Source organism: Pseudomonas sp. BW7P1, assembly GCF_024981055.1.
In the GTDB taxonomy this organism is placed as follows: Bacteria; Pseudomonadota; Gammaproteobacteria; order Pseudomonadales; family Pseudomonadaceae; genus Aquipseudomonas; species Aquipseudomonas bananamidigenes.
In genome coordinates, this window is the sequence record NZ_CP103374.1 from 4,668,601 (window position 1) to 4,690,682 (window position 22,082).

General features: G+C 59.8%; 20 protein-coding genes. 8 read left to right on the forward strand and 12 right to left on the reverse strand.

From position 1 onward, the window contains the following. The first annotated feature begins 141 nt into the window (after nucleotides 1-141). Nucleotides 142-1,140 (forward strand): AraC family transcriptional regulator, encoded by a 999-nt coding sequence (locus tag NWV16_RS21010; protein WP_260520607.1) that lies wholly within the window; start codon nucleotides 142-144, stop codon nucleotides 1,138-1,140. Here NWV16_RS21010 and NWV16_RS21015 read toward each other — a convergent pair. From NWV16_RS21015 to NWV16_RS21025, 3 genes are all read right to left on the reverse strand, one after another. Then, nucleotides 1,088-2,194 (reverse strand): hypothetical protein, encoded by a 1,107-nt coding sequence (locus NWV16_RS21015; RefSeq protein ID WP_260520608.1) that lies wholly within the window; start codon nucleotides 2,192-2,194, stop codon nucleotides 1,088-1,090. The genes NWV16_RS21010 and NWV16_RS21015 overlap by 53 nt on opposite strands. Nucleotides 2,195-2,342: 148 nt before the next feature. Continuing rightward, a complete protein-coding gene (locus tag NWV16_RS21020) occupies nucleotides 2,343-3,689 on the reverse strand; it encodes an ATP-binding protein (RefSeq protein WP_260520609.1) in 1,347 nt (448 codons plus the stop codon). Next, the gene (locus NWV16_RS21025; protein ID WP_065261650.1) at nucleotides 3,686-4,363 is read right to left on the reverse strand and encodes a response regulator transcription factor; all 678 of its coding nucleotides are present in this window, start codon (nucleotides 4,361-4,363) and stop codon (nucleotides 3,686-3,688) included. The genes NWV16_RS21020 and NWV16_RS21025 overlap by 4 nt, the downstream gene beginning before the upstream one ends. Before the next feature lie 205 nt (nucleotides 4,364-4,568). Here NWV16_RS21025 and NWV16_RS21030 point away from each other — a divergent pair, with 205 nt between their 5' ends. Both NWV16_RS21030 and NWV16_RS21035 read left to right on the forward strand, forming a co-directional pair. After that, on the forward strand, nucleotides 4,569-5,360 hold the full coding sequence (locus NWV16_RS21030) for a dienelactone hydrolase family protein (RefSeq protein WP_260520610.1): 792 nt from the start codon (nucleotides 4,569-4,571) through the stop codon (nucleotides 5,358-5,360). Nucleotides 5,361-5,526: 166 nt separating this feature from the next. Continuing rightward, complete coding sequence (locus tag NWV16_RS21035) at nucleotides 5,527-6,252, forward strand: 4'-phosphopantetheinyl transferase (protein ID WP_260520611.1); 726 nt, start codon at nucleotides 5,527-5,529, stop codon at nucleotides 6,250-6,252. A gap of 6 nt (nucleotides 6,253-6,258) precedes the next feature. Here the strand turns inward: NWV16_RS21035 and NWV16_RS21040 are convergent, their stop codons facing one another. Further along, on the reverse strand, nucleotides 6,259-7,869 hold the full coding sequence (locus tag NWV16_RS21040; RefSeq protein ID WP_260520612.1) for an ATP-binding protein: 1,611 nt from the start codon (nucleotides 7,867-7,869) through the stop codon (nucleotides 6,259-6,261). Further along, the gene (locus NWV16_RS21045; protein ID WP_260520613.1) at nucleotides 7,866-8,588 is read right to left on the reverse strand and encodes a response regulator; all 723 of its coding nucleotides are present in this window, start codon (nucleotides 8,586-8,588) and stop codon (nucleotides 7,866-7,868) included. Before NWV16_RS21045 ends, NWV16_RS21040 begins: the two co-directional genes overlap by 4 nt. 771 nt (nucleotides 8,589-9,359) lie before the next feature. On the opposite strand from NWV16_RS21045, the gene NWV16_RS21050 reads away from it, so the two are divergent. Then, nucleotides 9,360-12,254 carry a ribonucleoside-diphosphate reductase subunit alpha gene (locus NWV16_RS21050; RefSeq protein ID WP_260520614.1) on the forward strand — a complete coding sequence of 965 codons (2,895 nt, stop codon included), beginning with the start codon at nucleotides 9,360-9,362 and terminating at the stop codon, nucleotides 12,252-12,254. 659 nt (nucleotides 12,255-12,913) lie between these two features. On the opposite strand, the gene flgE is transcribed toward NWV16_RS21050, so the two are convergent. The 6 genes from flgE to NWV16_RS21080 all read right to left on the reverse strand — a co-directional run bounded on the left by flgE (nucleotide 12,914) and on the right by NWV16_RS21080 (nucleotide 17,922). After that, nucleotides 12,914-14,245, reverse strand: coding sequence for a flagellar hook protein FlgE (flgE, locus tag NWV16_RS21055; RefSeq protein ID WP_260520615.1), 1,332 nt, complete (start codon nucleotides 14,243-14,245; stop codon nucleotides 12,914-12,916). 30 nt (nucleotides 14,246-14,275) lie between these two features. After that, nucleotides 14,276-15,004: a flagellar hook assembly protein FlgD gene (flgD, locus tag NWV16_RS21060; RefSeq protein WP_065258840.1), complete on the reverse strand. Its 729-nt coding sequence runs from the start codon at nucleotides 15,002-15,004 to the stop codon at nucleotides 14,276-14,278. 15 nt (nucleotides 15,005-15,019) lie between these two features. Continuing rightward, nucleotides 15,020-15,463, reverse strand: a complete 444-nt coding sequence (gene flgC / locus NWV16_RS21065) for a flagellar basal body rod protein FlgC (RefSeq protein WP_065258841.1) — start codon at nucleotides 15,461-15,463, stop codon at nucleotides 15,020-15,022. A 3-nt stretch (nucleotides 15,464-15,466) separates the two neighbouring features. Beyond that, nucleotides 15,467-15,874 carry a flagellar basal body rod protein FlgB gene (flgB, locus tag NWV16_RS21070; protein ID WP_065258842.1) on the reverse strand — a complete coding sequence of 136 codons (408 nt, stop codon included), beginning with the start codon at nucleotides 15,872-15,874 and terminating at the stop codon, nucleotides 15,467-15,469. A gap of 240 nt (nucleotides 15,875-16,114) precedes the next feature. Beyond that, the gene (gene cheR / locus NWV16_RS21075; protein ID WP_065258843.1) at nucleotides 16,115-16,942 is read right to left on the reverse strand and encodes a protein-glutamate O-methyltransferase CheR; all 828 of its coding nucleotides are present in this window, start codon (nucleotides 16,940-16,942) and stop codon (nucleotides 16,115-16,117) included. 47 nt (nucleotides 16,943-16,989) lie between these two features. Next, on the reverse strand, nucleotides 16,990-17,922 hold the full coding sequence (locus NWV16_RS21080; protein ID WP_065258844.1) for a chemotaxis protein CheV: 933 nt from the start codon (nucleotides 17,920-17,922) through the stop codon (nucleotides 16,990-16,992). 82 nt (nucleotides 17,923-18,004) lie between these two features. Between NWV16_RS21080 and flgA the strand changes: the two genes are divergently transcribed. From flgA to NWV16_RS21100, 4 genes are all read left to right on the forward strand, one after another. Then, nucleotides 18,005-18,766, forward strand: a complete 762-nt coding sequence (gene flgA / locus NWV16_RS21085; RefSeq protein ID WP_260520616.1) for a flagellar basal body P-ring formation chaperone FlgA — start codon at nucleotides 18,005-18,007, stop codon at nucleotides 18,764-18,766. 160 nt (nucleotides 18,767-18,926) lie between these two features. Continuing rightward, a complete protein-coding gene (flgM, locus tag NWV16_RS21090) occupies nucleotides 18,927-19,253 on the forward strand; it encodes a flagellar biosynthesis anti-sigma factor FlgM (protein WP_065258846.1) in 327 nt (108 codons plus the stop codon). Between the two features lie 48 nt (nucleotides 19,254-19,301). Next, entirely contained in the window at nucleotides 19,302-19,769 is a 468-nt protein-coding gene (locus tag NWV16_RS21095; protein ID WP_260520617.1) for a flagella synthesis protein FlgN, read from the forward strand. A gap of 95 nt (nucleotides 19,770-19,864) precedes the next feature. Further along, complete coding sequence (locus NWV16_RS21100) at nucleotides 19,865-20,611, forward strand: flagellar brake protein (RefSeq protein WP_260520618.1); 747 nt, start codon at nucleotides 19,865-19,867, stop codon at nucleotides 20,609-20,611. A gap of 75 nt (nucleotides 20,612-20,686) precedes the next feature. On the opposite strand, the gene NWV16_RS21105 is transcribed toward NWV16_RS21100, so the two are convergent. Then, nucleotides 20,687-22,051: an MFS transporter gene (locus NWV16_RS21105; RefSeq protein WP_065258849.1), complete on the reverse strand. Its 1,365-nt coding sequence runs from the start codon at nucleotides 22,049-22,051 to the stop codon at nucleotides 20,687-20,689. Between the last annotated feature and the right edge of the window lie 31 nt (nucleotides 22,052-22,082).

Sequence of the window (22,082 nt, forward strand, 5' to 3'; positions counted from 1 at the left end):
TTGTGTCACCATCCGGTTACTCAAGTGTGGCGGATTTCCGCCAACACACCCGGTCTCGTCCTACAATTTGGCGGAAATCCGCCTTGTTGCCGATCAGAGCCGCCGGCTACCATCGGTCGCCAGAGGAAGGATTTGCCGCCCATGCGCGAACGCACCATCGCCAGTCATTTCGCCCGTGCCGCCCTCGGCGGTGCACGTCGTCGCGGATTCGATTATTCGGACCTGCTGTTGCAACTGGGCATCAGTCCCGAGCTGCTCGACGAACCCCGTGCGCGGATCGCTCCTGAACTGTTCACCCGATTGATCCAGAACCTGTGGCAGGCCCTGGACGACGAGTGTCTGGGTTTCGGCGACGCGCCCAGCAAGACCGGCAGTTTCGCCATGATGTGCCACGCCATCATTCATTGCCGCAGCCTGGAGAAGGCTCTGCAACGCGGCTTATTGTTTTATAGCCTATTCCCGCAAGCGCCGCGCCTGACCTTGACGCGCGAAGACGAATGGGTACGTTTGAGCCTCGACGACAGGCATTGGTGGGATCCGGATCATTTTCTCTCCGAGAGCTTGCTGGTGATCTGGCATCGCCTCGGCAGCTGGTTGATCGGCCAGCGGATTCGCCTGGAGCAGGCAAGCTTCAGCTACCCGAAACCGGCCCACGGTGCCGAATATGAGTTGCTGTTTTCCTGCCCGCTGGAATTCTCGGCCACACAAACCAGCCTGGTGTTTCACAGCCGTTATTTGCACATGCCGCTGTTGCAGGACGAACGCACCCTCAAACACTTTCTCGAACGCTCCCCGGCCGACCTGCTGTCACGTCCGGATGAAGGCAACAGTCTCAGCAGCCGATTGCGCCGCCTGCTCAGCCATGACAGCGCGCGCTGGCCGGACCTGGAAGCCGTCGCGGCGCATCTGCACATCAGCCCGCAAACCCTGCGCCGGCATTTGCGGGAGGAAGGCACCAGTTTTCAGGAGTTGAAGGATCAGTTGCGCCGGGACATCGCAATCTATCACCTCGGGCGGGCCAATCTGTCATTGCAACAGATCGCCGAACAGCTCGGTTTTTCCGAGCCGTCGGCGTTTCATCGGGCGTTCAAGAAGTGGACAGGGCTGACGCCGGGGGCTTATCGGGCGCAGGGGCACTAGCCCTCAACTTAGGTAACCAAGTGTCGAAATTGCGCAATGTCGACCCTAAAGTTTCCCCGGTTATACGCTCGACAATAGTCATCACCTGACCTCCATACCCCAACTCCGAATGCATAAATGGCACAAGGATTTTCAGGTCCCGACCGACCTGATGAGGCGCCAATGTTTGGCGCAAGATAAATGAGGTACCGAGTGTTTTGCCCGCAAAGATAAAAGTCAGCGTGTCCCCCTCAACCATCCCCTTAGTGCTTTGGAGAAAGGGAATACGTCCGTCCTCGTCTAAATGCTCAAGATAATCCGCATAGACTCGCCCTTCAGTCATGTAAACAGGTTCAGGACTCTTGAGGTCACCTTCGACTTTCAGCTCGATAACAGGCGTGATCCATCTGCGACCTGCTCTCTCCACCGTATAAATGAATCTGACAGTGCCATATTTATTCGGCTGCAAATACCGCGGCTCGATCCTCAACACCACATCCTTGCTGTCGTCATGCCCCTCAAGCTGAAAATGCTTGACCAGACAAGCGTCACAGTCGCTTCCGTGCATATACACCGATACCAGCGCCTCGCTCGAAAGAGACGCTGAAGCTCTCAGGCGAAGATTGATGCCGCCATTGACCGCGGGCAGAGGGATGACATCTTGCTCTGCCTCGTCCACTACCGGAATGTAAATCTCGTCTTCCGCAAAATATTTAGCCTGGGGCGCGGGGTGTTGAAGATCGTATAAGTAGTCAAGTTCCAAGTTTTGCCCCCTGAATCTAATGGCTTCACTGCCAGGGATCAGGATAAGCGTGTCTGAGTCATCACTTTCCAAGTTCAGGCGTTTTGCCCAAGAGGTTTCGCGAAAATCACCGTAAACTTTCACAATCAGATCTGCCCCGACTCGCTGTCCTTCAAAGTGAGGAATGCGAATGGTTAATCCCTCGCCCAACCGATCGAAGCTGATGCGATTTCCCACTACTCCATCAAAGGACGCGAGAGGCAAATCCATTTGCGCGTTTAATGTCATATCAGCAATCTGCTGTCTTTCATTTACCGTAAGAAACTTAAGCATTTCCAACTCCTTGTTCCTATGCCGCTGGTGATATCCGTTCGTAATGCAGGCAAGCCAAAAGGGTCGGCTCGCTAATCTCATGGATACGCCAAGATAGTAAGGAACAAGAAACACAACGACTGGCAGATCTGACAGTCGTGACCAACGGTCACACCGCCGGAAAATGAATCCTGAACGCCGCCCCGCCCATCGGCGAATCGCCCAAGGTCAATTTGGCGTTGTAGCTCTCGATGATGTCCTTGACCACCGCCAGCCCGATCCCCTGCCCCGGGTGCTGGCGATCCAGACGCTCACCGCGCTCAAGGATCCGCGCCCGCTGATGTTGCGGTACACCGGGGCCGTCGTCTTCGATGCACAATTCGCTCCCGGCCAGGCTCTCGCGCACGCTGATACGCACTTCACCCAGGCACAGGCGATAGGCGTTTTCCAGCAGATTGCCCATCATTTCCAGCAAGGCGCCCTGCTCGATCGGCACGTAACACTGCTCCGGCAGGTCGAACGCCACACGAACGTGTTTATCGCGGTAAACCTTGTCCAGGGTGTCACACAGACTTTTGAGCACTGGCCGCAGGCGTACCTGATGGCGTACCAGCCCGCTTTTGCGCAGGCTGGCGCGTTGCAACTGGTAGCTGATCTGCTGGCTCATGCGTTCGATCTGGGCTTGCAGCACCCAGGCCTGATCGCGATCTTCCGGGCGCTGAGCCATGTCTTCACTGACCCCCTGCAACACCGCCAGCGGGGTTTTCAGGCTGTGGGCCAGATCGTCGAGGGAATCGCGGTAACGGCTGCGCTGCTGGCGCTCGCTGTGCAGCAGGCGGTTGAGCGAGCCGGTCAGGCGCAGCAGTTCACGGGGGTGCTGTTCGGAGAGGCTTTCGCGGGTGCCGCTTTCGATTTCGTCCAGCTCCTGGCTGAGCCGGCGCAGGGCTTTCAGGCCCCAGGTCAGGCCGATCCACAGCAGCGAGAGCAGCACCAGCAATGCCGCGCCGAAGCCGAGGTAGAGGTTTTCCCGCAGTCCTTCGAGGGTGGTTTCGTATTCGCGCACCGGTTGCAGCGCAACGATGCTGAACGCCGCATTCTTGCCGCCGAGCAGTTTGACTTCGACGTCGTAGACGAAGAACTCCTGGCCACTGGCTTCGCGAATCCGCGCAAACTCGCTGCCCATCCCGTCGTAACGCGGCTTGTAGTTGATCTGTTCTTCCTGGGTCGCTTTCGAGCGCCAGACCAGATGACCTTCGCGGTCGTAGATGTAGCCGAGCAGACGGAAGTCAGCGAGGTTGAAACGCTCGTCGGGCAACTGCACCGGCATCACCAGCCGACCGTTTTCGATCCGGGCGGCGGAAATCAGTGTGGTGACATCCGAAGCCAGGCGCTGCTCGATGGAATCCTGCAGCGCCAGGCTGAACGCCCCTTGCATCGCCGGAAGCAGGGCGAGCATGAAGAACACCGCCAGCGTCGTGGCGGCCAGCATCAAGCGAACACGTAGCGAACGGATCAAGTGCAGCGCTCATTGAACAGATAGCCGAGCCCGCGCACCGTGTCGATCGGCTTGAACCCGCCCGGGCCTTCGAGCTTGCGCCGCAGGCGCCCGACCAGCACTTCGATCACGTTCGGATCACGCTCGTCGTCGTCTGGGTACAGCTGTTCCATCAGGCGATCCTTGGGCACCACTTGCTGGTGGTGGCGCATCAGGTATTCGAGAATCCGGTATTCGTAGGCGGTCAGTGCCAGCGGCTGTTCATCGAGGGTCGCCTGCTTGCGGTTGAGGTCGAGCAACAGCGGCCCGGCGACGATGGACGACTGGGTGAAGCCGCTGGAGCGACGCAGCAGCGCATTGAGCCGTGCTTCCAGCTCTTCGAACTGAAACGGTTTGACCAGATAGTCGTCGGCACCGGCGGCCAGGCCTTCGACCTTGTCCTGCCAGTTGCCACGGGCGGTGAGGATCAGAATCGGAAAACTCTTGCCGTCCTGACGCAACTGGCGGATCAGATCGAGCCCGCCCATGCCCGGCAAACCCAGGTCGATCACCGCCAGGTCAAAGTTGAATTGCCCGGCCTGGTACAGCGCCTCTTCGGCATTGGCCACGGACTCGACCACGTGACCGCTTTCCGTCAGGCGGGTTTGCAGGTGATGGCGCAACAGCGCTTCATCTTCGACGACCAACAGCTTCATGACACTCTCCCGGGCCAATCAGAATCTCCGACAGCATACCTGCGACAACGGTGTACTGCCGCTTTTGAGGGGCCTGTTCATTTCATCCCTCGCACGTGGTTCAAGATTACTGAACCCGGCCTGTACCTGCCCTGAACGCACCCTGAACCCGGTGCAGGCAAATGAACTAGGCTGTCCTGACCTTTTATTGTCAGGAGACCCGATCATGCGCCTGTTCCTTGCCCTCACCCTGCTCGTCTTCAGCAGCCTCAGCGCGGCGGCGATCAAGACTCAGGAAATACCTTACCAGAGCGCCGACGGCACGAAACTGATCGGTTATTTCGCCTACGATGATGCGATCAAGGGCCCTCGCCCCGGCGTGGTGGTGGTCCATGAATGGTGGGGCCTGAACGACTACGCCAAGCGCCGCGCCCGGGATCTCGCCGGGCTCGGCTACAGCGCATTGGCCATCGACATGTACGGCGACGGCAAGCACACCGAGCACCCGAAAGATGCGATGGCGTTCATGCAGGCCGCCACACAGGATGCCGACGCCGCCAGCAAACGCTTCCAGGCCGGCCTCGACCTGCTGAAGAAACAATCGCAGACCGACACCGGCAAACTGGCAGCCATCGGTTACTGCTTCGGTGGCGGGGTCGTGCTCAATGCAGCCCGTCAGGGTGTACCACTGGCGGGCGTGGTGAGTTTCCACGGTGCTCTCGCCACCAAGACCCCGGCGACACCCGGCAGTGTCAAAGCCAAAATCCTCGTCGAGCACGGTGCACTGGACAGCATGGTCACTGCCGACAACGTGACGGCCTTCAAGGCGGAAATGGACAAGGCCGGCGCCGACTACAGGTTCGTCAGCCTAGACGGCGCCAAACACGGTTTCACCAACCCCGACGCGGATCGCCTGAGCCACGGCGAGCATGGTGGCCCGGATATCGGTTACAACAAGGCTGCGGATGAAAAATCCTGGTCGGACATGCAGGCCTTCTTCAAGAATATCTTTGGCTGACTGGATGCCGTGTGGCGGGGGCGCCTGCTCCCGCTCAGCGGTAACGCCGTCACAAATCCGATGCAGGTTCAGAGGCGCTTCGCGCCCCGGCGGGAGCAAGCGCCCTCACCACAATGGCACTGATGCCTACTATCCAGCCCTGACGCTTATCGGCAAAATGCCCGTCATGAATTCCAGCCCTCTCCTCCCCGCCTGCTGCACCCCGCTCGATGCCCACTGGCCATTGCCGACCGTGCTGCCGGACACGGTGCTGCTGAGCACCCACTTCGATCCGTCGCAGTTGCTCGGCGATGACTTCCGCCGCAGCGCCATCGAGCCTCCACCGAGCATCCAACGCTCGGTGGCCAAGCGTCAGGCGGAATATCTCGCCGGACGGATCTGCGCCCGGGCCGCGCTGCAACAACTGGAAGGTTCAGGCAGCGTTCCGGCCATCGGCGAAGATCGTGCGCCGGTGTGGCCGGCGCACATCTGCGGTTCGATCACCCACAGCACCGGCCGCGCGGCGGCGATAGTCGCCAACAAACAGCACTGGCGCGGACTGGGCATGGACCTGGAAAACCTGCTCAACGCCGAACGGGCCGAGCGGCTGGCCGGGGAAATCCTCACACCAGCAGAGATGCAGCGCCTGGCGGCCGGCGCCCGCGATCAACTGGCGTTGTGGGTGACGCTGACGTTTTCGGTGAAGGAAAGCCTGTTCAAGGCGCTGTACCCGATCGTCCAGAAGCGCTTCTATTTCGAGCACGCCGAAATGCTCGAGTGGACCGAACAGGGTCAGGTACGGCTGCGACTGCTGACGGACCTGTCCGGCGAATGGCGCAACGGCACGGAACTGGATGCGCAGTTCAGTGTGCAGGACGGGCAGTTGCTGAGCCTGGTCAGCATCCGGGCTTGAGCGATTTCAGCGCCGTTCCTGATTCCTCGGCCAGCTCAGGCTGAAACACGCCCCGCCCAGACTCTTGCTCTTGCCGATCAGCGCCCGACCGTCATGCCAGTGAATGATCCGCCGCACGATGGACAAGCCCAGGCCGTGGCCACCGGAGGCACGGGTCCGGCTGTCGTCCAGCCGCAGGAACGGCGTGAAGATTTTCTCCCAGGCACTTTCCGGCACACCGGGACCATCGTCCTCGACGTCCACCCGACAGCGCATCTGACCGACCTGATAACTCACCGTGACCTTCGAGCGCGCATGGCGCATGGCGTTGCCCACCAGGTTCTGCAAGGCACGATGCAGGTAACGCGGCTCGGCCTCGACCCAGGCATCGTCGCAATCAGCCGCCGACAAACACAAGCCGCGTTGCACCGTGACGTCGGCACGCAGCGGCGCCAGTTCTTCGATTACCTGACTGACCAGTGCATCAAGGTCGATGCGCTGGAACGTCAGCGCCGGCGAGCCCTGCTCCAGCCGCGCATAAGTGAGCATTTCATCGACCAGCTTGTCGAGGTCCTCGATGTCGTGGTCCATGCCTTCGCGGTATTTCTCCAGGGCTTGCGGGGTGGTGGCCGAACCGATCATTTCCAGACCGAAACGCAGGCGCGCCACCGGTGTGCGCAACTCATGGGACACCGCGCGCACCAGCTCACGCTGGATCGCCAGCAACTGTTGCAGGTGCTCGGCCATGCCGTTGAACGCTGCCGCCAGTTTGCCCACCGAGTCGGCACCACGGGCCGGCACACGGGTTTCCAGACTGCCCTTGGCTATGCGCGTGGCCGCGGCTTCAAGACCGCGCAAACGTCGTTCGAGCTGACGCACCAATAAATAGACGATGAGACCGATCAGGGTCAGCCCCAGCGCTGCAATCAACACCAGCCATTGCGGCGGGTACGGATTCATCTGATAGAGCGGACCGATTTCCAGTACCCACGGCGTGCCGACCATCCCGGCGAACACCCGGATCGAATCACCGCCCTTGCCCAGTGCCATCACCGTATCGCCCTCCGACACGCGACGGCTCTGGTCTTCATCCATGTCGGCCTCGTTCACGGTGACCAGCCGCAGGTCGAAGCCGAACCCCTTCTCTTCCTTTAATTGCGCCAGACGTCTGGGCTGCTCACCCACCGGCACCCGCACCAGTTCATCGGCCAGCAGATAGATGGTTGCCCGTGCCAGTTGCTCGCTGATCTGCTGCACCTCGCCCACCAGCACAAGCTGCTCCTTTTCGCTGACCATCCGATAGACCTTCGCTGCGTGCGGCCCGGTCTGCTCGACCAGGGCCTGCCCGCGCTGTACACGGGTGCGCTGGGTGAGATCGAGATCGGTCTGGGAGAAAGTCTTCAGCGTCAGCGGAATCCCCAGCAGCCGCTCCCACACCAGCAACGCCCGGTGTCGTTCGGTGTCGTTCATCGGTTGCAGGTTGTCGGCCATCAGCGAAAACGTGCCATGGGCCAGACGCTCGCGGTATTGCTCGCTGCGCACCTGATTGAGCAGGTGCAACGCCAGTACCCCGAGCACCGCCACCAGAATCAGCGCCGCGCACATGCCGCCATAAATACGCAGGAAGATCGAATTCACAGCGGCAGTTCTGCGCAGGCTTCCGGCACGAAGAGATAGCCCTTGCTGCGCACGGTCTTGATCAGGCGCGGGTGATCGGGGTCGTCGCCGATCTTCGGACGGATGCGCGAGATACGTACATCGATCGAGCGGTCCTGTCCGTCGTATCCGATGCCGCGCAACGCGGTGAAGATTTCTTCCCGGGACAGGATGCGCCCGGCGTTGGACACCAGCAGCCACAGCAGATCGAACTCGGCGCTGGTCAACTCGATACCGCTGTCGCTCAGCCAGGCTTCGCGCAAGGCGTTGTCCACCACCAGCGGGCCGAACTGCAGACGACGGGGATTGCCCGATCCCGGTTCCGGTGTGTCACTGCGTCGCAACAACGCCTGGATGCGCGCCAGCAACAGACGTGGGCGCACCGGTTTGCACACGTAGTCATCGGCGCCGATGTCGAGGCCGAGAATCTGGTCGGCATCGTCGGTGCGCGCGGTCAGCATGAGGATCGGCCCGTCATACCGGTCGCGCACCTTGCGGCAGATGCTCAGGCCGTCTTCACCGGGGAGCATCAGGTCGAGTATCACCAGATCCGGCTGTTCCTTGATGATCCGCGCCGCCGCCAGCGCACCGTTGCCTTCGATCTCCACGCGCAATCCGTTGGCTTGCAGGTATTCGCGGGTCAGTTCGGCCAGACGCTGGTCGTCCTCGACTATCAATACCTGCCAGGCTTCTTGCTCCACGGGTGACCTCTGCTTGCCATTGTTATTAGTAAAGGAAGGATCTTGTGGCGAGGGAGCTTGCTCCCGCCGACTGCATGGCAGTCCTTCATTTGTCATGTTTTTGGTGCATAAGAATGCAAGTGTTCGTGCCGATTGTATAAACGGCGTACAGCGAGAACACAAGTCGGTAAATGCGTTCGGACAAGGCCGTTTTTTGTGATAGGGTTCGCGCCCTTAAAAATCCGCTGAAGCGTTTTTTCCGAAGAAAAAACAGTGACAGACGGTCTAGCTCAACGGGTCTGCGGCCTACATGCGAATTCGACATTTCGCACACAAATTACGCACAGGGTTATCCACAGGCTGTGCGTTGCAATCGCCCCCCAAAACGCATTATCTTGTAGCCCGCGCCTGAAAAACCCCTACATGTAGGGGTTTGCGCCAAAAACCAAACACAAACCGGACAGTGAATTCAAGGCTTTTTATTGCCATTGTCGGGTTGAACCAAACGTATTTTCAGAAGCCCAAACCGCGCCTGCGGATGGCGACCGTTTTTCAGCCGATCACGGCGTAAACGGTACGGGTGTTGCAGTGGCGAAACTGCTCCCCGAACGGAATGCGGTTTCACGCGTATTGCGCGAACCGAAGACTTCGGCATGGAAGCGGCGCCCACAAGGCCCCCTTCCTGAACTGTCCCGAAGTCGTTACCCGGCGCTGGCCGGTCGTAGTGCTTCAGGACGGAACGGTGGGCACCGTGATGGTGCCCAAACAAACATAGAGAACGTGGAGACACCCATGCAAACCGACACAACTCGCGAGAACCCGCAGGGCACCTTGCCGCAGGCCGCCGATTCGAATCCGGATCTGGCAGCCACCGCGCCTGGTCAACTGCGCGTGATCAAGCGTAATGGCACTGTCGTTCCTTACACCGATGACAAGATCACCGTCGCTATCACCAAAGCGTTTCTCGCAGTTGAGGGCGGCACCGCTGCCGCTTCGTCGCGAATCCACGACACCGTTGCCCGTCTGACCGAACAGGTCACCGCGACCTTCAAGCGTCGCATGCCGTCGGGCGGCACCATCCACATCGAAGAAATCCAGGACCAGGTCGAACTGGCCCTGATGCGTGCCGGCGAGCAGAAAGTGGCTCGCGACTACGTAATCTACCGCGATGCCCGCTCCAAGGAGCGCGCCACCCGCACCACCGCCGAAACACCGGTCCAGGCACACCCGTCGATCCGCATCACCCGCGCCGACGGAAGCCTCGCGCCGCTGGACATGGGCCGTCTGAACACCATCGTCACCGAAGCCTGCGAAGGCCTGGCCGAGGTCGACGGCGACCTGATCCAACGCGAAACCCTGAAGAACCTGTACGACGGCGTGGCCCTGAACGACGTCAACACCGCACTGGTGATGACCGCCCGTACCCTGGTCGAGCGCGAGCCGAACTACTCGTTCGTGACTGCCCGCCTGCTGATGGACACCCTGCGTGCCGAAGGTCTGGGCTTCCTGGGCGTCGCCGAGAGCGCGACCCACCACGAAATGGCCGACCTGTACGCCAAGGCCCTGCCGGCCTACGTTGCCAAAGGTATCGAGTTCGAACTGCTGAACCCTGTGCTGGCCGACTTCGACCTGGAGAAACTGGGCAAGGCGATCAACCACGAGCGCGACCAGCAATTCACCTACCTGGGCCTGCAGACCCTGTACGACCGTTACTTCATCCACAAGGATGGCGTGCGCTTCGAACTGCCGCAGATCTTCTTCATGCGCGTGGCCATGGGCCTGGCGATCGAAGAGAAGCAGAAAGAAGACCGTGCGATCGAGTTCTACAACCTGCTGTCCTCGTTCGACTACATGGCTTCGACCCCGACCCTGTTCAACGCCGGCACCCTGCGTCCACAGCTGTCGAGCTGCTACCTGACCACCGTTCCGGATGACCTGTCGGGCATCTACCACGCGATCCACGACAACGCCATGCTGTCGAAATTCGCCGGTGGCCTGGGCAACGACTGGACGCCGGTTCGCGCGCTGGGTTCGTACATCAAGGGCACCAACGGCAAGTCCCAGGGCGTGGTTCCGTTCCTGAAAGTGGTGAACGACACCGCCGTCGCCGTTAACCAGGGTGGCAAGCGCAAAGGCGCTGTGTGTGCCTACCTGGAAACCTGGCACATGGACATCGAAGAGTTCATCGAGCTGCGCAAGAACACCGGTGATGATCGTCGTCGTACCCACGACATGAACACCGCCAACTGGATCCCTGACCTGTTCATGAAGCGTGTCTTCGACGACGGCAAGTGGACCCTGTTCTCGCCATCCGAAGTACCGGACCTGCACGACCTGACCGGCAAGGCCTTCGAAGAGCGCTACGAGTACTACGAAGCCCTGACCGAATACCCGGGCAAGATCAAGCTGTTCAAGACCATCCAGGCCAAGGATCTGTGGCGCAAGATGCTCTCGATGCTGTTCGAAACCGGCCACCCTTGGCTGACCTTCAAGGACCCGTGCAACCTGCGCAGCCCGCAGCAGCACGTCGGTGTGGTCCACAGCTCGAACCTGTGCACCGAGATCACCCTGAACACCAACAAGGACGAGATCGCGGTCTGCAACCTGGGCTCGATCAACCTGCCGAACCACATCGTCGACGGCCAGCTGGACACCGCCAAGCTCAAGCGCACCATCGACGTGGCCGTGCGCATGCTCGACAACGTGATCGACATCAACTACTACTCGGTGCCGCAGGCGAAGAACTCCAACTTCCGTCACCGTCCGGTCGGCCTGGGCATCATGGGCTTCCAGGACGCGCTGTACCTGCAGCACATCCCTTACGGTTCCGACGCTGCCGTCGAGTTCGCCGACAAGTCGATGGAAGCGGTCAGCTACTACGCGATCCAGGCTTCCTGTGACCTGGCCGACGAGCGCGGCTCGTACGAGACGTTCCAGGGTTCGCTGTGGTCCAAGGGCGTACTGCCACTGGATTCGCAACAGATCCTGATCCAGGCTCGCGGCGAGAAGTACATCGACGTCGACCTGAAGGAAACCCTGGACTGGGCACCGGTTCGCGCCCGTGTACAGAAAGGCATCCGTAACTCGAACATCATGGCCATCGCACCGACCGCGACCATCGCCAACATCACCGGCGTATCGCAGTCGATCGAACCGACCTACCAGAACCTGTACGTGAAATCGAACCTGTCGGGCGAGTTCACCGTGATCAACCCGTACCTGGTTCGCGACCTCAAGGCTCGCGGTCTGTGGGACTCGGTCATGATCAACGACCTGAAGTACTACGACGGTTCGGTGCAGCAGATCGAGCGCATCCCGCAAGAACTCAAGGCGCTCTACGCGACCGCGTTCGAAGTGGACACCAAGTGGATCGTCGACGCCGCCAGCCGTCGCCAGAAGTGGATCGACCAGGCTCAGTCGCTGAACCTGTACATCGCCGGCGCATCGGGCAAGAAACTCGACGTGACCTACCGCATGGCCTGGTACCGCGGTCTGAAAACCACCTACTACCTCCGTGCCCTGGCCGCGACCAGCACCGAGAAGTCGACCATCAACACCGGCAAACTGAACGCGGTTTCCGCGGGCGGCAACCACGGTGACGATTCGGTCCTGGCAGCGCCTGCCGGCCCTGCTCCGGTACCGAAGGCCTGCGCCATCGACGAACCGGATTGCGAAGCTTGCCAATAAACTGAGCTGAATCGGGCGTTGCGAAACGCCTGAGCCGAGACCCCCGACAGACTTCTGGTTTGTCGGGGGTTTTCTTTTGCCTGCGGGAAAAGCTAAAGCGCCCTCACCCTGGATGGGAGCAAGAACCGATCAAGTCGCCAGGAAGATGTATGCCGAAGTGAAATACCGAGATGAACTCGAGTTATAAAAAAGAATATCCCCAACCCAGCTTTGGCTTTGGCTTCGGCTTTGGCTTTGGCTTTCTACCACTCAACACGATGAGCGTTAGCTCAAGTACCGCTTTTGATCTTCGGGCGACGTCGGAAGGCTGAGTGGAGGGATTTATTCGGGGGTGGGAGCGCAGCGACTGTTTGGCGAAGCCAAACACATCGAGAGGAGGTGCAGCGAAGCAAACCGTAGGCGATGCCCCCCGGATGATCCCGGAGCGAAGGACCCCCGAGCCCCAGCGAGCGGGCCGAACGCAGGAGCAAGCGCTTTTTTGCTTACTTTTTTGAGGCGTTTGTCAAAAAAGTGAGTCGCCGTAAGGGCGAAACCGCCAGCCGCCACACCCGAAGCAACGGATACTCACCCAATCCCCCCACAGCATGGCCGTCCACCAGGACGCCACGACAAACAAAAAAAAGCCCCTCAAAAAGAGGGGCTCCTTGAACAACCAAAAATCAGGTCATCTGAATGATGGTCTGCATGATGGTGCTCTGGGTAGAAATAGTCTTGGCGTTCGCCTGATAGTTGCTCTGGCCCTTAATCAGGTCCACCAGCTCGTTGGTCAGGTTAACGTTCGACTCTTCCAGCGAGTTGGACACGACCGAACCCAGAGTACCGGTTTCCGGTGCGTCGTAGCCCGGGATACCCGAAGCGAAGGTTTCCTTCCAGGCAGTGCCGCCCACAGGCTGCAGACCCTGTTCGTTGGTAAAGCTGGCCAGTGCAACCTGGCCGATGGCCTTGCTCTGGTTGTTGCTGAAGTTGGCGAACAGCGTACCGGTACCGTCGATGGTCAGGTTGGTGATCTGGCCGGTGGCGTAACCGTCCTGAGTCGGGATGGAACGCGCGGTGTCGGCGTTGAACTGAGTGGTCTTGGCCATCGAGATGGTGATGCCGGCCGGGTTGGCCGAAGCGCCGTTGGCCTTCCACACACCGTTGGTGACAGTGCCTGGCACCCAGCCAGTGAGTTTCAGGTCACTGCTGATGATCGGCGTACCAGGGTTCGCAGGATCCGGGGTGCTGACCTGAGTCAGTTTGCCGGTGCTGTCGAAGCTCATGGTCGAGGCCACCGGTGCAGTGGTTTTCGGATCGCTGCCGGTGGCATCCGGGTTACGACCGTCCACCAGGGTGTAGACCTTCCAGGTGTTGGCCCCGGTTTTCACCATGTACTGATCCATGACGTGGGAGTTGCCCTGGCTGTCATAGATCGGGGTACTGAACGACTTGGTGTAGGTGGCAGTGTTGGTTGGATCGAATTTGCCTGCCGCCACGGTGTCGTCGATCACCGGAGCCGTCGAGTTCAGGTTGATGGTCGAAGTCACCAGCGAAGTGGACTTCGGCGCCAGGTTCGAGGTGTCGATCTTCAGGTCGGTCAACACACCGTTGATGATCTTGCCGTTGGCGTCCACACCATAACCTTGCAGGCGCGAGGTGTAGTCGGTGTTGGTGATGAAGCCGTCCTTGTCGACCTTGAACGTACCGGCACGGGTGTAGGTGATCGAACCATTGTCGCTCAGGGTGAAGAAGCCCGAGCCGTTGATGCCCATGTCGAGCACGTTGCCGGTGTTGTTGATGTCGCCCTGGGTGAACTGCTGGGACACGTTGGCCAGGCGCACACCGTTACCGATGACCTTGCTGCCGCTGCCCAGACGAGTCGCCGAATAGACGTCCGCAAACTCGGCACGGGACGATTTGAAACCGGCGGTCGCGACGTTGGCGATGTTGTTACCGGTCACGTCCAGTTGTTTGTTGGCTGCATAGAGACCGCTAAGGCCGATATTGAAAGACATATTCCACTCCTTTGTGCCGGTTAGTCGGCTCTATATACCAATGGTTTGTACTTTGGACAGGGCGACGGTGCCCTTGCCGGACAGATTGAGCATCAGCTCGCCGCCGGTCTGGCTGATGGTCACGCTGGTGACGGTGGCCGGCAGGTAGGTCGCCATGTCCGTCGAGGTGCCATTGATCGAGGCGTTGGCCTTGACGGTATAGTTACCGGTCTTCACCAGGTTGCCGTCCTTGTCCTTGCCGTCCCAGGTGAAGCTCGCACTGCCCGCGGCGCGGCTGCCCAGATCGATGGTACGAACGACCGCACCGCTGCTGTCGCTGATGGTGACGGTGCCGCCGGCAATCGACGATGGCACGGTGACCGAACCGGTCATGCCTTTGCTCGGATCGTCGAGCTGGACCGAGTTGGTCTGCACGATCACGTTACGGCCGACCAGCGACGAAGCCTGCAGGGCTTGCGACGAGTTGTAGTTGCCGGCCAGCGAGCTGACGGTGCTGTTGAGGGTGGTAATCCCCTCGAGGCTGCTGAACTGCGCCAACTGGGCAACGAATGCACTGTTGTCCTGAGGATCGAGCGGGTTCTGGTTTTTCAGCTGGGTGACCAGCAGTTGCAGGAACGCATCCTTGCCCAGGGTCTGGCCGCCGGTGGAGCTGTTGGTGGCCGAAGCGATGCCGTCACCGGTGGTCGAACTGGTCTTTTTCGACGAGTTCGCCAGGATGTCCTTCATCGTCAGGCTGCTGGTGGTATCGGTCACACTCATGGCAGTCGCCCCTTATCACTGACCGAGGGTCAGTACCTTCTGCATCATGGTCTTGGCGGTGTTCATCATTTCGGCGTTGGTCTGGAAGGACCGGCTCGCGGAAATCATGTCAGCCATTTCTTCCACCACGTTGACGTTCGGGTAGTAAACGTAGCCCTTGGCGTCGGCGGCCGGATGATTCGGCTCGTAGCGCGCCTCGAGGTTGCTCTGGTCTTCGACCACGCCGAGCACCTGTACACCCTGACCTGCGGCGTCCTGGTTCTGGAACAGCGAGTCGCTGCCACCGCTCTGGCCGCCCTGGAACATGGTGGCGAACACCGGGTGACGGGCGCGATAGGTCTGGTCGATGCTCGACGAGACGGTTTCGGCGTTGGCGATGTTCGACGCGACGGTGTTGAGACGGGTGTTCTGTGCGCTCATGCCGCTGCCGGCAATGTTGAAAACGCTGGACAGGGACATGGATTATTCTCCGCGCAAGGCTGAAACCAGCCCTTTGAATTTACTGTTGAGCAGCGTGAAGCTGGCCTGGAAGCCGATGGCGTTTTGCGCGTAGTTCGACTGCTCAAGCTGGGCATCGACGGTGTTCTGGTCGATCGATGGCTGCATCGGTGTGCGATACATCAGCGACTCGTCGCCGTTGCCCAGGCCTTCAGCTTCGATGTGACGGCTGTTGGTCATGTTCAGGGCGATGGTGCCGTTGGCGTTCTTCTGACTCTGTGCTTCGAGCACTTTGGAGAAGTCCAGATCCCGAGCCTTGTAGTTCGGGGTGTCGGCGTTCGCGATGTTGTTGGCCAGGACTTCAGCACGCTGGGCGCGGAAGCCCAAGGCTTGTTCGTGAATTCCGAGCGCTTTATCGAAGCTGATGCTCATGTCGGGAACCTTCAGGTGTCCGGTTTTTCGTAATCGGGTTATAGCAAGCTGCGTGCCAGCTTGAAAAAACCCCGGTTTCCGGGGCTTTGCAGGGCCTCGGCCAGGCGGCAATGCCAGAAAAGCGGCAACGGGTTTCCGCCGGCTGCCGCTTTTCTGCCGCTTGCCCTCACCCTGAAAACGGTCAGGCATAAAAAAACGGGAGCCCTGAGGACTCCCGTTTTTTTGAATCGCCGCTGCCAGTCACTTCGCCTGGTAAATGATCCCCGGATTGCACTGGACCATCTGGTAATGATCCGGCAGACCGTTCAGCGCTTCGGAAGCGCCGAGGAACAGATAACCACCCGGCTTCAACGTACTGTGAATGCGCAACAGGATGTCCTTCTTCACCTCGGCGGAGAAGTAGATCAGCACGTTGCGGCAGAACACGATGTCGAACTTGCCCAGGCTGGCGTAGCTGTCGAGCAGGTTGAACGAGCGGAATTCCACCCGGTTCTTGATCGGCGCCTTGACCACCCAGCGTCCCGGCCCTTTCGGATCGAAATAGCGCTGCAGACGATCGGCAGACAGACCGCGACCGATCGCCAGGCTGTCGTACTCGCCGGTCTTGCAGTTGGTCAGCATGCTGCCGGACAGATCGGTGGCAACGATCTGTACGCCCATCTTCAACTGACCGATATTGGTCCGCTCGAATTCGTCGATCGACATCGACAGCGAATACGGCTCCTGCCCCGAAGAACAGGCCGCCGACCAGATCCGCAGACGCTGGTTGGGGCTGGCCTTGATTGCCTCGGGCAGCACCTTGTTCTTCAAGACCTCAAACGGATAGGTGTCGCGAAACCACAGGGTTTCGTTGGTCGTCATGGCATCGACCACCTGCTCGCGCAAACCGCTGCGCGGCTGGGTCTGGATGCGCTGTACCAGCTCACCCAGCGTCTTGATGCCCTGCTGCTCCATCAGTTTGTTGAGACGGCTCGACACCAGGTACTGCTTGTTTTCACCGAGCAAAATGCCACAGGCTTTTTCCAGGAACACCCGGAACTGTTCGAAATCCAAATTACCCGTAGACAAATGATGCCGCCTCTTAAATCGTGTTGACCGCCAGGGGCAGAAGGCCCCTAGCTGATATCTGCTGCTTTGATCCGGTCGACTACCCGGGATGCCAGGTCATCAGGACGGAATTTGGCCAGGAAGTCATCGGCGCCGACCTTCTTGACCATCGCCTGGTTGAACACACCCGACAACGAAGTATGCAGGATGATATGAAGCTTTTGCATGCGTGGATCGCCGCGGATTTCCGCCGTCAGGGTGTACCCGTCCATTTCCGGCATCTCGATGTCGGAAATCATCATCAGGAACTCTTCTTCCGGCTTCTTGCCCTCGTCGACCAGCTTGCGCAGGTAATCCAGCGCCTGCTTGCCGTCGTTCAGCGCCACCACTTCGACACCCACCGTCTGCAGGCAACGCGTCACCTGCTTGCGCGCCACCGACGAGTCATCGACCGTCAGCACCCGCAACGACAGCGCCTTGCTCTGGGTCTCGACATCCACCACGCCGACCGAAATCGCTTCCGGTGTCGGGGCCACTTCCGCCAGCACCTTCTCGACGTCGATGATTTCGACTAATTGATTGTCCACCCGAGTCACAGCGGTCAAGTAGTGATCGCGACCGGTGCCCTTGGGTGGCGGATGGATCTCCTCCCAGTTCATGTTGACGATACGTTCCACCGAGCGCACCAGGAAACCCTGGGTCTTGGTGTTGTATTCCGTGATGATCACGAACGGACTGTTCTTGTCTTTCAACGCCCCGGAGCCGGTCGCCATTGCCAGATCGAGGATCGGAATGGTTGCCCCCCGTATATTCGCCACCCCGCACACGACAGGACTGGACTTGGGCATCAGCGTCAGTTGCGGGCATTGCAGCACTTCCCGAACCTTGAACACGTTGATCCCGTAGAGCTGCTGTCCGTCGAGACGGAACAACAACAGCTCCAGGCGATTCTGCCCTACCAGTTGCGTGCGCTGGTTCACCGAATCCATTACACCAGCCATGCCCAGACTCCTACACCAACGCCAAGTGTTGTTGCGACGCACATTCATTGCTAAACGGCACGGCGCTTGCTTTTTAACTCGTATGAACACTCAAACGACATTTTTCCGACGTCTGACATCCCCCCTCCGCAGAGGGCTTTGCGCGATGTCCGCCGTTTGCCTGTTTTTTGCGGGCAGCCCTGCCAGTGCTGATGCGGTTACCTTGCCTGACATGCTTATCGGCGTCACTCAGGGCTTTCTTGAATTCACCGTAGAAGACTATCTGGCGACCAGTCAAACGGAAGGGCGTTATGAAATCGAGGTCAAGCAGCTCGATCCGCGCATGCGCATGCCCATGTGCGACAAGGAATTGACAGCCTCCCTGGAGAGCCCGGGCCGCCCTCTGGGCCGTGTAACGGTGAAGGTCCGCTGTGAAGGCGCATCCCCCTGGACCGTGTTCGTGCCCGCTCAAGTCCGCCTGTTTCGCGAGGTCGTGACGACCACTCGTCCACTCAAGCGCGCCGGCATCATCGAACCTCAGGATGTGACGTTGCGCGAGCATGATGTCAGCCAGATCAACCAGGGGTTCCTGACGTCGGTAGACGAAGCCGTCGGGCAAAAATTAACCCGACCAACGGTCGCCGACCAGGTGCTGACCCTGGTGCACCTGGAACAGGCGGAAGTCGTTCGCAAGGGCGATCAGGTGGTGATTACCGCCCGCAGCGGCACGCTCGCCGTGCGCATGCCAGGCGAAGCCCTGTCCAACGGCGGCCTGAAAGAACAGATTCGAGTGAAAAACCTCAACTCCCAACGGGTCATCAAGGCGCAGGTCATGGCGCCGGGCCAAGTGGAAGTAGCCATGTAAAACAGGCAAGGAGAAAACTGGCGCCGACCCCGGCTGTTCCCTAAACTGTGCCGCAGCAGGTTCTGTACGGCGCATGCAGGCTCATTGGTAAAAGAGCCTAAAGTTTTCCATGGGATGGCCGAGAACATGGCAAGCGTCCAAATTCCCAGAGGTTTTTAACATGGTCATCGATTTCAGCCGTTTGAACAGCTCCTCGTCACTTACGGGCAGTACACGTACCAGCGCGCCCAAGGAAACCGCCGAATCCGGCACCTCCGCGCCGCTGAATACCCCGGCCGAACAGGCCAGTACCGCAAAAAGCGGGGAATCGGTACACCTCAGCAATGAGGCTCAACAGTTGCAGAAGGTCACTGACAAGCTGCGCGATCAACCTGCCGTCGACAAAGCCCGCGTGGCCGAGTTGAAAGCAGCGATTGCCGATGGCAGCTATAAAGTCGACAGCAACCGTGTAGCCAGCAAACTGCTCAACTTCGAAGCCCAGCGCTAGGCCTTGGCCTGCGCCAGGCTTTTGGACGCTTAAAACCCAAGGCCAGCCATGCACGACACTACTTTATTGCAACTGATCACCGACGACTTTGCTCCAGCTCAACAACTGCTGGAGTTGCTGCATACCGAGTCCCTCGCCTTGCACGGTCGCGACATGCCCCTGCTGGAAGAAATTCTGGCGCGCAAACAGGCATTGATCATTCTGCTCGAGCAGCATGGCCGCAAACGCAGCGAAATCCTCTCCAGCCTCAATCTGTCGCTTGATCGCCAGGGCCTGGAGCAACTGGCCAGCCAGTCGAGCATCGGCGAACAACTGCTGAGCCAAAGCGATGTACTGACCGACCTGATCGCCCAGTGCCAGGCCGCCAACGCAAAAAATGGCCAATCGATCGTGGTGCAGCAGGCCGCCACGGCCAATCAGCTGAAAATCCTCACCGGTGGCGAGCCTCCAGCGCTCTACGATGCCAGCGGCACTTTCTCCAAACTGCAGAAACCGCGCGCGCTCAGCCAGGCGTGATGCTTTCTTCCATGCGTGCGCCCTATCAACGCGCGAAACATGCTGGCAAAATACTGGCCAGCCGTAGTCAAATTTTGTCTGGAGATTGATTCAACGTGTCCAACGTCCTCAGCGCGGATGATTCTCCGCAGCCACCAAAGGTGCTCACCACGCCTCTGGAAATCTCCAGCAACCTGCGCCAGCTGCAAGAGAGCCACGATCCGCTGATCATCACCTTTCACGAGCGCAGCCAGCGCTTTCAGAGCTATCTGATCAAGGTCGACCGGGAAACCGCCACCATTGCCCTGGATGAAATGATTCCCCGTGACGGTGAGCGCTTCCTGCTGGCCGGCGAGCCGTTCAAGGTCGAGGGTTTTCATGACGGCGTGCGGATTGCCTGGGAATACAACGGCACACTGGACATCAAGGAGTCGGACGGCGACCGCTACTATATCGGCCAGATGCCCAGCGAGGTGGTTTATCACCAGCGCCGCAACGCCTTCCGTGCTGCACTGAAGCTGACTGACCTGGTGAGCGTCGAACTGGGCGGCGAAAAACTCAAGTCGCCTCTCGGTGGCAAACTGCTGGACATCTCCGCCACCGGTTGCAAGCTGCGCTTCGAAGGCGACATCACCGAGCGCCTGCAGCTGGGCCAGGTCTACGACCGCCTGATCGCCGCGCCGCTATTCGGCAACCAGCCGGCCGCCGTGGAGCTGCGCTACCTGCATTTCGAAGAAAAGCTCAACATCACCTTCGCCGGCCTGCGCTTTCATAACATCAGCGGCCCGGCCGCGCGCAACGTCGAGCGTTTCGTCTACCAGTTGCAACGCGAAGCGCGGCGTTTCGACAAAGACGATCTCTGATCCGTCCGCACCATTAAAAAACGGGCAGCACCTTGTGGTGACTGCCCGTTTTTTATGCCTTGCACCTTTCCGGGATCAAGGCTTGGCGCCACTGATGTCAGGCGCAGGATTGTCGTTGCCGGTATCCGTCTCTACCGCCGATTCCGGCTCGGGATCAGGTACCGGTTCGGTAGCGACCGTTGCCTGCATCTGCTCCTGCACCACCTGTTCATCGACCCGCGGATCGAGCGCGGCTACCAAGGGTGAACTGGACATGCTGTCCGGCATCGCCACGTGATGCAGCGGTGCATCGTCGACCTGATGCAGATTGGTCACGGCCTTCGGCCGGATCCGCCAGACCAGCACCAGAGCGAAGAACGTAAAGAACGCATACAGGCTCTGACTGCCGAACAGCTTCATCAATACGCCGGCAAGCAACGGCCCGACACTGGCGCCGACCCCGTAAGTCACCAGCAACATCGCTGTCAGCGACACTCTCCGCTCACCTTCGACATGGTCGTTGGAAAACGCCACCGCCAGCGGATACAGACAGAACTGCACCAGAGAACACAGGAAGCCGACGACGAAAAGAATCTCCAGCGGCACCTGCGGCAGGATCGCCAACGGTAACGCAGCCAGTGCCAGAAACCCGGCAAAACAGCGGATCAACAAGGCCCGGTCATAACGGTCGGACAACCAGCCCAGCGGCCACTGCACCAGCAGCCCGGCAAAGATGCACGTACCCATGAACAGACCGACCTGTTCGGTCGTCAACCCCTGCTGCGACGCATAGAGCGGCGCCAGACCGTAGAACGAACCGATGATCAACCCGGCCCCAAGCACTGTGCTCAGCGACTGGGGCACGCGCTTGATGAAAAAGCGTGGCTCCATCGGCGCCGGATGCAGTGGCGCCGGGTGAATCCGCCGGGTCAGGGCCACCGGCACCAGACACAAGGCAAAACACAGGGCGACCAGCATCAGCAGTTCCAGGCCCAGCCCCGGGTGCATGACCAGAATCAACTGGCCGAGCACCAGCCCCAGATACGAGGCAATCATGTAACCGCTGAATACCATGCCACGCTGGCTGGCGTCGGCCTGTTCGTTCAGCCAACTCTCGATCACCATGTACTGGCACATCATGCCGAGGCCAACGACGGTCCGCAGCACCAGCCAGGCCGGCAGCCAGTCCACCAGACCATGGCCCAGCACCGCCGCACCGACGATCCCGGCACAGGCCGAGTAGGCACGAATATGGCCGACCCTGGCGATCAGGCGGTGGCCGATCTTGCCGCCCAGCACCAGGCCGAAATAGTTGGCCGCCATCAAGGCACCGACCCACAGGCCGTCGACGTGATCGGCTGCCAGGCGCAACGCCAGATAAGTAGAAAGAAGGCCCGAGCCGATCAACATCATCAGCGAGGCGAAATACAACGCTCGAAAGGATTTCCAGATTTGGCGCATCGGCGTTCCGAGCGGCTCCTTGCGGTGAGTG